General features: G+C 38.2%; 10 protein-coding genes and 4 pseudogenes. 2 read left to right on the forward strand and 12 right to left on the reverse strand.

All coding sequences use genetic code 11. The features are described 5' to 3' along the window. Positions 1 to 206: 206 nt before the first annotated feature. The 7 genes and pseudogenes from Q8907_06120 to Q8907_06150 all read right to left on the reverse strand — a co-directional run bounded on the left by Q8907_06120 (position 207) and on the right by Q8907_06150 (position 5,802). Positions 207 to 830: pseudogene (locus Q8907_06120) on the reverse strand (cytidylate kinase-like family protein). 9 nt (positions 831 to 839) lie between these two features. Then, positions 840 to 2,163: pseudogene (locus tag Q8907_06125) on the reverse strand (MATE family efflux transporter). A gap of 325 nt (positions 2,164 to 2,488) precedes the next feature. Beyond that, positions 2,489 to 2,799, reverse strand: a pseudogene (locus tag Q8907_06130) (iron-sulfur cluster assembly protein). A gap of 39 nt (positions 2,800 to 2,838) precedes the next feature. Then, positions 2,839 to 3,129: pseudogene (locus tag Q8907_06135) on the reverse strand (SufE family protein). Continuing rightward, entirely contained in the window at positions 3,092 to 3,229 is a 138-nt protein-coding gene (locus Q8907_06140) for a hypothetical protein (protein ID MDP4273841.1), read from the reverse strand. The pseudogene Q8907_06135 and the gene Q8907_06140 overlap by 38 nt, the downstream one beginning before the upstream one ends. 315 nt (positions 3,230 to 3,544) lie before the next feature. Beyond that, complete coding sequence (locus tag Q8907_06145; protein ID MDP4273842.1) at positions 3,545 to 5,182, reverse strand: glycoside hydrolase; 1,638 nt, start codon at positions 5,180 to 5,182, stop codon at positions 3,545 to 3,547. A 269-nt stretch (positions 5,183 to 5,451) separates the two neighbouring features. Further along, the gene (locus Q8907_06150) at positions 5,452 to 5,802 is read right to left on the reverse strand and encodes a DUF6150 family protein (protein ID MDP4273843.1); all 351 of its coding nucleotides are present in this window, start codon (positions 5,800 to 5,802) and stop codon (positions 5,452 to 5,454) included. A 157-nt stretch (positions 5,803 to 5,959) separates the two neighbouring features. Between Q8907_06150 and Q8907_06155 the strand changes: the two genes are divergently transcribed. Next, on the forward strand, positions 5,960 to 6,145 hold the full coding sequence (locus Q8907_06155; protein ID MDP4273844.1) for a hypothetical protein: 186 nt from the start codon (positions 5,960 to 5,962) through the stop codon (positions 6,143 to 6,145). Positions 6,146 to 6,195: 50 nt separating this feature from the next. Beyond that, positions 6,196 to 6,813 (forward strand): hypothetical protein, encoded by a 618-nt coding sequence (locus Q8907_06160; GenBank protein MDP4273845.1) that lies wholly within the window; start codon positions 6,196 to 6,198, stop codon positions 6,811 to 6,813. 58 nt (positions 6,814 to 6,871) lie between these two features. Here the strand turns inward: Q8907_06160 and Q8907_06165 are convergent, their stop codons facing one another. From Q8907_06165 to Q8907_06185, 5 genes are all read right to left on the reverse strand, one after another. Beyond that, positions 6,872 to 7,912 (reverse strand): alpha/beta hydrolase, encoded by a 1,041-nt coding sequence (locus tag Q8907_06165; GenBank protein ID MDP4273846.1) that lies wholly within the window; start codon positions 7,910 to 7,912, stop codon positions 6,872 to 6,874. After that, entirely contained in the window at positions 7,909 to 8,553 is a 645-nt protein-coding gene (locus Q8907_06170) for a hypothetical protein (GenBank protein MDP4273847.1), read from the reverse strand. Before Q8907_06170 ends, Q8907_06165 begins: the two co-directional genes overlap by 4 nt. A 159-nt stretch (positions 8,554 to 8,712) precedes the next feature. After that, positions 8,713 to 9,453: a succinate dehydrogenase/fumarate reductase iron-sulfur subunit gene (locus Q8907_06175; GenBank protein MDP4273848.1), complete on the reverse strand. Its 741-nt coding sequence runs from the start codon at positions 9,451 to 9,453 to the stop codon at positions 8,713 to 8,715. A 138-nt stretch (positions 9,454 to 9,591) separates the two neighbouring features. Continuing rightward, positions 9,592 to 11,532 (reverse strand): fumarate reductase/succinate dehydrogenase flavoprotein subunit, encoded by a 1,941-nt coding sequence (locus Q8907_06180; GenBank protein ID MDP4273849.1) that lies wholly within the window; start codon positions 11,530 to 11,532, stop codon positions 9,592 to 9,594. A gap of 36 nt (positions 11,533 to 11,568) precedes the next feature. Next, a complete protein-coding gene (locus Q8907_06185; GenBank protein MDP4273850.1) occupies positions 11,569 to 12,240 on the reverse strand; it encodes a succinate dehydrogenase cytochrome b subunit in 672 nt (223 codons plus the stop codon). Between the last annotated feature and the right edge of the window lie 828 nt (positions 12,241 to 13,068).

Below are 13,068 nucleotides of genomic sequence, written 5' to 3' on the forward strand. Positions count from 1 at the left end.
ATCATGAATCAGGTAAACATCTTTTTCGCCTATGGTACGGCCTATAACCTCTGCATTATCAACTACTTCCATTCTAAAAAAACTTAATTACTGTTAAAAAATGTTTTAAAATTTGAAGCCGCAAAGGTAAGGTATTTTTGAATTGAAAATTCAATTTAAAACTAATTTATTTTCTGTTGTAGGGTAAAATTTAATTTGATTGCAGGTCATGCAAATCGTTTGTTCGCAAACTGATAAATAAAATTCACTGTTTCTTCGATCCCCAGTACCGAAGAATTGATGTACAGATGATATGAACTGGTAGCGCCCCAGATTTTATCGCTGTAATAATTATAATAACTAACCTTCTGCTTATCCGTTTTTTCAATTAAAGCTTTAAGCTGTATTTTCAGGAATCTTCTCGTTTTCGCATACCCGTTTAATTCTATCGTTCAAATTAGCGGTTATAAACAAATTTAAACAACGGGGATTATCTTTCAAAATATAATCTGCACAACGACCCACAAAAATACACGAATGCTGATCAGCCAAATCGCAGATCACATCGCTTTGTATCCTAAAAAGAGTTTCATTATTCAAATATAATAATTAGCATAAATATCACCCGAATAGCCTCCATAAACGTTGCCTACACCCCAAAAGAGACTATGTCCGGATTTTTCGTCAATTTTTTCAAAAAATTCTTTAACCACAACACTTTGCTGAGAGGCGATAAGGATTAGCTCTTTGTCATAAAAGGGAACCCCAAGCTGTTTTGCCAGCATCTCACCTATTTGCCGGCCGCCACTTTCTAACTTTCGACCGATGTTAATGAAGAATTTTTCGGCCATACTTATGAATTAATGTTTAACTACGGATTTACGATATACAACAAGTAACATATAAGTCACAACGATACCGGATAAAATATCAACAACCGGCAGACTGTACCAAACACCTTTCACACCAAAAAACTGAGACATAATGATAAGTCCGGGCAGTAAAAATATGAGTTGGCGTGATAAAGACATAAAAATAGATTTTTTGGCCATGCCAATTCTTTGAAAGAAATTAGCAGTCACCATCTGAATATTAATTACCGGACAAAACATAAAAAAAATTCTTAATCCATTCACAGCATATCCAGTTAATGTCTCGTCCTTGGTAAACAGAGCCACCACCTGACGAGGGATTAATTCGCCGAGTAAAAAGCCCAGCGTTATCACAAGGGTTGCCAGCAAAATGGGATATTTTAGAACCTTATTGACTCGTTCAATCTGGTTAGTACCATAATTAGAACCGGCAATAGGCCGCATTCCATGGTTCAGCCCCATAACGGCCATAGCAAAAAGAAAAACCACCCGGTTAATAATTTCATAAGTCCCGACATGCAAATCACTGCCGTATTTGATCAATTCCTGGTTTATAAAAATTACGATAACACACAAAAACGGCATTCATCAAAAAGCAGAAATGCCAATAGCCAAAGCATCGTTGACTATCTTACGTTTTAAATGGAAGGTCCCTTTTTGAAAATGAATTAAATTCGTTTTTTTAGCAAAAAAAGAATTTGTCTTGAGATCATGGCTGTTTGTGCAATTACCGTAGCCCAGGCCGTTCCTTTTATTCCCCATTTAAAATCGAATATAAATACAGGAACCAAAATAGCATTAATAATGACAGAACCAATCATCAAATACATTGATTTTTGCGGACTGCCGGATGCCCTTAATAACGAATTCAATCCCAAATACATGTGGGTAAAAACGTTACCCAACAGAATAAAAAACATATAATCGTGAGCAAAGGGAAGCGTATCATTACTTGCGCCAAAAAAACGCAAAATAGGGTCAAGAAAAAAAAGGACAAGAATAGAATATTCCACTCCATAACAGTATTCAGGATTAAACCGTTACCTAAAATATTGTTGGCGTTTGAATAATCTTTTTGACCTAAGCTTAAAGACATTAATGCAGCTGCACCCAATCCAACCATAGATCTAAAAGCAGCAGAAAGGTTCATTAATTGAAAGGAAATTGCCAATCCTGAGATAGCCAATGCGCCAACTCCATGACCAATGAAAATGCTATCAATGCTATACAGTGATGAAGCGGTCATTGCTATAATTGACGGAATAGTATATTGTAAAAGTAAATTCCATACATTATCTGTTCCCAATACCAATGCCGAATCTTTTTAATTCATACGAAAATAATTAATTTTTATTTTTAGTTATTTGACTTTAGAATATGATTACCCAGTAATTTCTTTATTTTCATCCAATAACCATTACCTGAAACCCTCTAATAATCAATTTGACGATTTATTTATCTAAAGTAAAAAAGAAAGTGATTATGATTTTTAAATACACTATAAAATGTATTTGAAAATACATGAATTAATTATCAATTACAAGTGAAGTAATTGAATAATACGATTAAAATAAAATTCTACAGGATATCATTCTCACCAATATACTATCAGAAAGAATCAATTGTGTGGCTCCTGATTAAAGAAAACCTAGCTCAAGTTTGGCTTCACCGGACATCCGGTCATATCCCAGGGCGGATCGAATACCAGGTTGATATTAACCCCTTTCACTCCTGCGATTCCGCCCACCTTGGCATTAACTTCCTCAACCAGGTTGTCGATCAGCGGGCAATTGGGAACAGTTAAAGTCATCTTGATATCAACCGTGCCTTCTTCATTCACATTCAACTCATAAATCAGGCCCATATCATATATGTTCACCGGAATTTCGAGTCTGTAAATTGTTATGAGAATATTTACGATTTCGCTTTCCGATGGTAAATAGTCTATCTTTTACATAGTCTTGTTTTTTAAAGAAACCTGCCGGCCTTATTCTCCTTTTTGCATCTTGGCATTGTATGCCATGGCATAAAGTTTCATCTGCTTTACCATGGCCAGCAACCCGTTCGAACATGTGGGCGACAGATTTTGCCTGAGACCTATCTTATCCATAAAATATAAATCACAATCCATAATTTCTTTGGGTATCCTGCCGGGAAATACCGTGATGAGCAATGCAATAATTCCTTTGGTAATGATCGCGTTGCTGTCAGCTGTAAAAATAATTTTCCCGACTTTTAGTTCAGCATTCAACCAGACTTTTGACTGGAAGCCCCGGATGGCATAGTCGTCCGGCTTCATTGAAAGGAATGAATTTCAGCTTTGCCTTTTTCCGCTGGCAAAACATTTGCCTGGGAACAAGTTTTGAATCGTGCTCCATGGCCGAAATAATAATCTCATCGCCTTCATGAATATATTTTTCACCACGTTTCCTTACACTTTTAAAAATATGATTTAAAACTCATAATGCAGGTAAATTAATTGTGCATTATTTATAGTACAGGAACATTAAAAGGACTTTATAAAATATGGGGAAAGTCAAAATTTATGCTTTTGGTTAGTATTTTACTTCTCCAATGCAAATAGATTTTATGCAAAAAAAGCAAGTAAAAAATTAAAGTATGTAGATTTTCTTACTTTTACACTTGTCGAAACAAGTTATTTTCAGACAATTGACTATCCTTATCCTTTCCAACTACAAATCAAATACCATAGTAACCAAGGAACGGGGAGGAATGATATAACCGCCGGCTTTTTCAGGAATATACATATTGGTTAAATCGCTGCTCTCATCAGTCCGGTATGCCGACAACTTTTTCACTTTATGGGCATAATCTTTAGGCAAGGTGACATGGACCTCTATTTTATCAAAGGATGAATTTACGTAAACAATCACCAGCTGAGACTTGTCGGGAGCCAAATAAGCTGATGCAACCAACGAATTTAAATCATCGGCACCCTGAAGCTCAACACGAGTATAACCTGGACGAATAAAAAAACTATAGTTTCCCAATGCCCAAAGCATCTTATTGGAACGAATATTCCCACCATTTTCAATTTTTCCGTCCTTGGGATATAGTGCAATCAAAGCATGATCACCATTGATTTCCATACCTTTCCAATATCCCCAGGCATGGGAATTTGCATATACAATATCGCCATAAACAAGTCTCCCCAAAAGAAGGGCAGGCTGTATTCCCGAGTAATTCCCATGTTCCCAATCCGGGGTAAAACCGTCCATCTGCTCTTTAATTCCGGGAAGCAAACACCATTCCGACTCATGAAAACTTACTCCGTATTTATCAGCTTCGGCTTTTAGTTTTTTGCGTATTTCTTTCAACACCTGATTGTTCAAATGAGTTCCATAATCATGACCAGAAATGATTTTTGGAACACTTTTCAAATTACCTATAAAGCAAGGGCTTTTTGGATTAAAGAATGTGGAAATCTGCAATTCTGGTTCATCTTCTTTACTGCATACCGTGTTTGAACCCGTTTTATCGTAAAGATTTGACAATGTGCATGTTTCTCCAACAAAAATCCGTACATTATCCAGACCTTTTTTTGCCAGTGATTTATCCAGTTCAACATACATTTTTTTCATTTCTGAACTTTTCCACTGGCTTCCCTCCTGACGTGAATCACCCCAAAATGTCTGAGGTTCGTTTATAGGACTGATATAGGCAATATTCCATGATTTTTTTGTGATAAAATATCGCGCAACATTGGCCATATAATCTGCATATTGGCCATAACAATCGGGTTTAATATTTGCAAACTTTCCGGAATAAGACCAACCTTTTCCATTTTTAGTATATTGAACCAGAGGAGAGTTGGAAAATAACAGGAAATTGTTGCATCCATAGTCTACAGCCTTTTGCATAAAATACTGTTGCCCAAGGCATTTATTCCAGTCGTAACTCTGACCATCCCGAGCCATAAATGACTCGGCTCTTCTTTGGTAAGGCACAATATCAGCACTATCCTGTTCGAGTGTTCCGGCTCCAAGGTTCACTCTCCACATTGACAATCCGATACCCTCCGGATTCCCTGTTTTATCTAATTTGGAACTAAACAACCATTGAGCTATCTGATCTTTCTGCAATTTATTCCAATATTTTCCGACGAAATTACCGCTCCAGGCATCTGAAGCAGTGAAATACTCAATCTTTTGGCAGGTAACCGACGGATTAATAATGATTTGCCGTGGCTGAGCATTTGTCAGTCCGGGAAGCAAAACTAATATGGCAAAGGAAATAAACGGAATAGCTCTTCTTAACTTATAAAAGCAAGTTTTTATACCCCATGTTTTAAAGTAATAATTTAGGTTCATACGTAAATAATTATTAATTCGGTCTTCATAATCAATTTCAAACTCTTTCAAATTTTATCTCCCAGTAAACAATAAAAATAATCACGAATGTAATTATTTGCCACGTCAACCCCAATGAGTCTTGAAATCCATCCAGACTTAAGTATCCTGTTTTCAAACCGTACTACAAAAATAAATCTATTGATTTTATATCCTTGCTGAATATTACTGTAAAACTCAGATAGGAGAAAAAAAACTAATTCAGCATAACAGGGAGATGAGCTTTCGTGCTATCTGTCGGGCATAAATAATTTCTTCCTCTCCGGATTCACCCAACCTGCCTGTGAAGCATAATCAACCAGGTAAATTTTCAAATCGGCCTGTTCAGCAGAATTGACAAAATAAATTTTTTTGTTCGGCATGTTATCAAAATCGATGTTATACCATAGGCCATCATTATTGATGTGTTTCATGCTGTCAACAAAACAGACATTCAGATCGGCCTTGGACGAAGATTCCGTAACAAAAACTTTGATATCGGCATCTTTTTCAATACCTGTATTGAAAATAATTACCTGAGAATATGCATCTGAAAATTTTCCCAAACAACAAATAACAAGTAAGATTAGTATCCTCTTCATGGTCTTTCTTTCTAATAATGAGAACAAAGCTAACTATATTTAACAAAAAATCAAAACTATTTGGATAAATTACAAATCCTTAATAACAGGTAATTATTTTAAACCTTTTCCAAAATTAAAACTCAAATTTATTTAGATCCGGTTAACTTGAAGTTATTTGGAGAATTATCAAGCCCATAAAAAAATCCGGATTCTAATTCACAAATCTGCTGGTGCTTATCAGATGTTCCAGATCACCGACGGGAATAATCATGGCTCACCTCTATACCCTAACCAATATCACTGGTCTGAAGTAATCAATGTCACTATTAACAAGCAAACAGATGGATTGGATAAACGTTAAAAAGATTGAAACCAGAATAAAAAGAAACCAGCCTTTAAATTCTAAAGAAAATGAAAACGTCAATCTTAACTTTAGCAATCAGCCTGACTACAATAGCCGGCTTTGCACAGACAAAAAGCTCTTCTGACGATATTTACGGGCTCAATCTTTACGAAACGGCCACTGGTTCGGGGCATGGATCAGACATGAACATGAATGTCAATGTTGAAAATAACAAGCGGTCTCTGGAATTCGGTGCAAAATTAAGTAATTCCACATACCACCTGTCCGGGGCAGAAGTCATTTATAAAGTATTTCTGACACCTGCATCCAACTATGCCAACGCAAGACATTCACATTCCACTTACTTAAGGCCTTATGTACATTACAATTTCATGTACAACAAACTCAATAAATTACCATTGACTGAAACTTCCACATCCACAAAGAAGTCTGCTTCAACGGTAGCAGATAACCAGGACAGCCGGATCACAACGATGGAACATTATGCAGGGATGGGTTTACAGTTAGTCATTTCAAAAAACTTACATTTTGATACCAGCATGGGGGCCGGCGTTTACCTGGGTTCTGTTTATAACCCCGGATCCAAACCGGAGACCATAGGGATACATAAAGATAATTACGGTTTTACGTTAGCAGCAAAAATAGGAATAGGCTATACATTTTAGGTTTTGGTTGGTTTATAGGTTAGTTTAAAATGGTCTGAATGGGGATTCAGGCCATTTTTCATGGATGCAGGTCAATAAAAGAAGACAGTTCACTACAGAATTTCTCTTCTTCCTGGAATATGCAATTATGCCCGCTATGCTCAAAAAAGACTATTTTTTTATCGTTTGAAGCAGTTCTGTCCATAATATCGTATGCCAACCCCACAGGACAAATAAAATCGTACCTGCCCCAAAAAAGGACGACCGGGATATGAATTTTATTCATCAAAGGTGAAAAATTTGCAGTGGCCAACTCCGAGTTCAATGATGAATTGGAAGAATAAAGATAATTTACGGCCATGGAGGTTAAGGGATAATCCTGGCTGATGGCATATTTTTCAACCTGGCCGAGAAGATCAAATTTATTAACCTCAGGAAAAAGGCTCTCTGCCTCTTCTCCATAACTTCCCAGCTGGTTGGATTCGTCAAGTGAAAAATTACCGTTATGGTTTTTACAATATTGAACGATTTCCGACCATTTCCCTACATTGCTGTTCAGCGCTATTTGCTGCTGCCCGGCATTCAGTAATTTATCATGCGTTAGGGTATCATTCAAAGGGTAATTGTGGCTGCCATCAACACATATCCAGGCCTTGACCATATCCTGGTTATCTCCTGTGGTCAGGAAAGCGGAAGTAACCAATCCCCCGAAGCTATGGCCAAGCAGGAATACTGAAATGTCTGCCCCGTACCGGTATTTTAAAAGTTGAATAACCTTCTTCAGATCATCAGCATATTGGCTCAGGTGCATCCTGCAGCCATTTGATCCGCCCTGGGAAGCGCCGGCATTCCGCTGGTCCCAGTATACACAGGCATATTTATTTTCGAGATGGCTGCTGATATAATCCGTATTAAACAATTCGGAATTGCTGCCCGGTCCGCCATGAACAAACAGTATGTAGTTTTTGGACAAGGTATTGCCCTGGACCATGATTTTCATCGAAGCGCCCTGGTTATCCAGGTAGAAAATATCATCGGCTTCAGTTGAAAATGAAATTTTTTCTTTCTGGCAACCTGTCAGAATCAAAATTAAAAATCCTATAAAAGGGAACCATTTCATTTTCCCATGTTTTTGTTTCGCATCAATCTGTTAACGAAAGCAGGATGATACATTATACCCATTTGTATCATAGGGCGAAGATAAATTGTACTGTTGTAAGGCAGCATACCAATAAACCGAAACTGCGTAAAAAATGAAACAGGCAGTTTTTTTTTGATGCTCAGGTCATAACCCAGCGAGGTGCCCAGGCTTAACAATAAATAATTATACCCTGCCCATTTTTCTTTGCTGACATTTCCCCGATCATCAACCTGATAAGTTGTTCCTTCCAGGAATGTCCGGCTATAGCCCAAACCAGGTAAGAATTCAGTAAAAAAGCCGTTGGCACGGGTTCTTCTCATGGTCCAGTTTGCACACAAATAAAGGTTATCATGGAAACCCGGATGATGATAAAAGCCAAGATTTAGGCCGGCAAATCTATCCTTAAAAATTGTTTTTACCCGGTTATTCTTAAATATTTTACGGATCTCAACCGCATGTACTGGATATTCAAGGGCCGCATCAAATCCGGGATATAGAATGGAACCTGTATAAGAAAGACGGTAATCAATCTTTTTCAGAGATACGGAGGACAATGTATCCTGGTTAAAAGCAGGAATTGAGGCAGAAAGTAAAAAGACCAATACGGCAATCTTACGCATGAGCAGAAAAAATTAGAAGGGTATTTACTGCTAAAAGCCGTTTTAAAGGGAATCTGAAAAGGCAGGAATTGATCAACAATTAAAATATTCCGGTACACACCAGAATATTTAATTGTTTAATCAAAAAACTGTTATCAACTAAGATGCAGTTATATTTATTTATGACATCTTCGCACAGAAATATTCCCTGTTTAAGCGGGCAATATTTGAAATAGAAATGCCTTTAGGACATTCAGCTTCGCATGCACCGGTATTGGAGCAATTACCAAACCCTAATTCATCCATTTTGGCAACCATAGCCTTAACTCTTTCCTTGGCCTCAACTTTTCCCTGGGGAAGTAAAGCAAATTGCGATACTTTGGCTGCAACGAAAAGCATAGCTGAACCATTTTTACAGGTAGCCACACAGGCACCGCAACCAATGCAGGCAGCAGCATCCATAGCCTTATCGGCCAATTCTTTTCTGATAGGAATTGCATTGGCATCCTGGGCGCTTCCGGCATTAAGGGAAATGTAACCGCCAGCCTGGATAATTTTATCGAAAGCAGAACGGTCTACCACCAAATCCTTAATGATAGGAAAAGCTTTTGAACGCCAGGGTTCGATAACGATGGTATCGCCATCCTTGAATTTCCTCATGTGTAACTGACAGGTTGTTGTCTGGGCATCAGGTCCATGAGGCTGACCATTGATATATAAACTGCACATACCGCAGATGCCTTCGCGACAGTCGTGGTCAAAACAAACAGGTTTTTCAATCTTATCAATCAACTGCTCATTCAAAATATCTAGCATTTCCAAAAAGGAACAATCGGAAGATATGTTTTTCACCTCGTAGGTAACAAACTTGCCTTTTGCTTTGGCATTGGCCTGACGCCATATTTTAAGAGTAAAATCCATAATTCAATTAATTATTGAATATTATAATTGAATAATTACGTATTCAATGTCGTTTTAAGATTTCTAAAATTAACTCTGGCAGTTCTTAATACTGCCAGGGTTTTATGTTTATTGGAACTTAAAATGTACGTTCCGCGATTATTTGTAGTTACGAACTTTAACCTCGGTGCTTTCATAAACCAGAGGTTCTTTGTTCAATTCGGGTTCCTGATCCTGGCCTTTGAAAGCCCATGCTGAAACATACATGTAATCCTTATCATCACGCAATGCTTCACCTTCAGGAGTCTGATATTCTTCACGGAAATGGCCGCCGCAGGATTCCTTTCTCTGAAGGGCATCTTTAGCAATCAATTCGCCCAATTCGAGGAAGTCAGCTACTCTGTCTGCTTTTTCCAGTTCAGGATTGAATTCGTTTCTATCGCCGGCTACGCGTAAATCTTTCCAGAATTCACCACGCAACTCTTTGATCAATTCAATACCTTTCTTTAATCCTTCTTCAGTTCTGCCCATTCCGACATGTTCCCACATGATCTTACCCAATTCTTTGTGGAAGTGGTCGACAGAATGTTTACCATTGATGCCCATCAGATGATTGATACGGTCGTTTACATTCTTCTCGGCTTCAACAAACTCAGGCATATCGGTGGATAAACGGGGAGTCCTGATTTCATCAGCCAGATAATTCTGGATGGTGTATGGCAGAACGAAATAACCATCGGCCAGGCCCTGCATCAAAGCAGAAGCTCCTAACCTGTTTGCACCGTGATCGGAGAAGTTTGCTTCACCAATTGCGAACAAACCGGGGATGGTGGTCATTAATTCATAGTCAACCCAGATACCGCCCATTGTATAATGGATAGCCGGATAAATCATCATAGGTTGCTTATATGGATTGGTATCAACGATCTTTTCATACATCTGGAAAAGATTGCCGTAACGTTCTTCAATCTTATGCTGACCTAAACGTCCGATAGCTTCTTTGAAATCGAGGAATACAGCCAGTCCTGTGCCATTTACGCCGAAACCGGCATCACAACGTTCCTTGGCTGCACGGGAAGCAACGTCACGGGGAACGAGGTTACCGAAAGCCGGATAACGTCTTTCCAGGTAATAATCCCTGTCTTCTTCAGCTATATCGGAAGCTTTGATTAAGCCTTTCTGTAATTTTTCGGAATCTTCCTTCTTTTTAGGTACCCATATTCTTCCGTCATTCCTAAGACTCTCACTCATCAGCGTAAGCTTGGACTGATAATCGCCATGAACAGGAATACAGGTAGGATGGATCTGAACATAAGCAGGATTTCCAAAGCAGGCGCCTTTCTTATAAGCCTGCCATGCTGCGCTGCTGTTTGATCCCATAGCATTGGTCGAAAGGTAATAAACATTACCATAACCACCGGTTGCCAAAACAACTGCGTGTGCAAAATGACGTTGGATTTCACCGGTTACCAAATCACGGGTGATGATTCCCCTGGCTTTACCATCAATAATAACCAGATCCATCATGGTGCAACGGGAATAAAGGGTAACGGTTCCCTGTTTGATCTGACGGCTTAATGAGCCATAGGCACCAAGCAACAACTGCTGACCGGTCTGGCCGCGGGCATAAAATGTACGCGAAACCTGGGCACCGCCGAATGAACGGTTATCCAAGTAACCCCCGTATTCACGAGCAAAAGGTACACCCTGTGCAACACACTGGTCGATGATATTATTACTCACTTCGGCCAAACGGTAAACATTTGCCTCACGTGCACGATAATCGCCACCTTTGATGGTATCATAATACAGGCGATAGATGCTATCGCCGTCATTCTGATAGTTCTTGGCAGCGTTTATACCCCCCTGTGCAGCAATACTGTGGGCACGGCGGGGACTATCCTGATAACAGAAAACTTTAACATTAAAGCCCATTTCACCTAAACTGGAAGCAGCCGAAGCACCGGCTAAACCTGTGCCAACAACAATGACATCAAGCTTACGCTTGTTCGACGGATTTACCAGCTTTTGCGAAGCTTTAAAATTTTTCCACTTCTCCTGAAGCGGTCCTTGTGGTATTTTTGAATTCAATACTGTCATATAGCAGTGAAATTATCTTGCAAAAAGAAAAATCTTCTATTTAAAAAACAAAAAGTAAATGGGAACAACGGAGAAACCTATTCCGATTACAAAGGAATATATCACTCCAACAGCTTTAATGAAGGGAGTATAAATCGGATGGTTCCAGCCCAATGTCTGAAATGCACTCTGGAATGCATGATTCATGTGGAAAGCGATGAACACCATAAAAGCGATGTACAACCAGCAATAACCGGCATGACTGAATAGATTGACTGCCATGGGATAAAAATCTTCACGGCCGGCAACAGGCAAGGTACCCTGAGGGGCATTTGAAAACCCTAACTTCACGAAATAAAAGTTTGTTAAATGGATGGCCAGAAAAGCAAAAATGATGGCACCTGTATGAATCATGTACTTCGAGAAAAAAGAAGTCTGAGATTGATGGATTACTTTGTACTTTACAGGCCTGGATATCCAGTTCTGGATCTGAATGACGATACCATACAAAATATGGAGAAACAAACCGCCAAACAATACAATTTCCATTATTTTAACAAGGAAGTTGGTGGTCATAAATTTCACACAAGTCGAATACAATTCGCCGTTATCACCACGCAAAATGAAAAGGTTAAGGGTTAAGTGTAACAATAAAAATATCATTAAAAACAAACCCGCCAGCGACATCACCAGCTTTTTGATTAACGAAGGACCTAAGAATCTGCTCATAAAATAATTTTTTGAATATTTTCTTTGCGCAAACTTACATGATTTTTTTAAAATACCCTATCCCTTTAGATAAAAAATCATCCTTAAAAAGTATAGCAGGGGAATAGTCCTGTGCTTAATTAAAAAACAATCAGAGGACTACTTCATTTGATTTCTTTTAATTTTCAAGTCAGGGAATATGTAACCACTAAGGCACGAAGAACACGAAGAAATTTTATAATATTCCTCTGTGCCTTCTCTGCGTGTCTCTGTGTTATAGTATTTATATTTTTAAAGTCAATTCTTTCACAGAGTTCCACAGAGAAATTTCACAGAGAACCACAGAGTACCCTGTGGTAAAGTTCCTTTGAACTTTTATACCATCTTGAACTATATCAAACCACCTCAAACTATATCAAACCACCTCAAACTATATCAAACCATTTCCAACTATCTTAACCTTTTTCAAATTATTTACAATGTTTGAATTTTAGCCTGTAACGAAAATTTTAAACCATCGTATTAAAATTTTGCATCTTTGCGTCCCTGGAATATTTAACCGCCAAGGCGCTTTGTAGCAATCATCAGGAAATCGGGAAACATTTAACCACTAAATTCCTGAAAAAGATAGTTAAAAACAAAAAATATTTGTATAACAATTTGTTATTATTATTACTAATTTTATCAAATTTTTTCCGGACAACAGGGATTTATATAAACGACTAGCAACATGAAATCAAACGACAAACAATTGTTATACATCTATTTGTTCTTTGATCTTATTTTTCTGAATATTTCAATCATTATCACTGCCTGGATATTCATCCATATCCTGCATTATGGCCTGCG

It is taken from the genome of Bacteroidota bacterium (genome assembly GCA_030706565.1).
GTDB lineage: Bacteria > Bacteroidota > Bacteroidia > Bacteroidales > JAUZOH01 > JAUZOH01.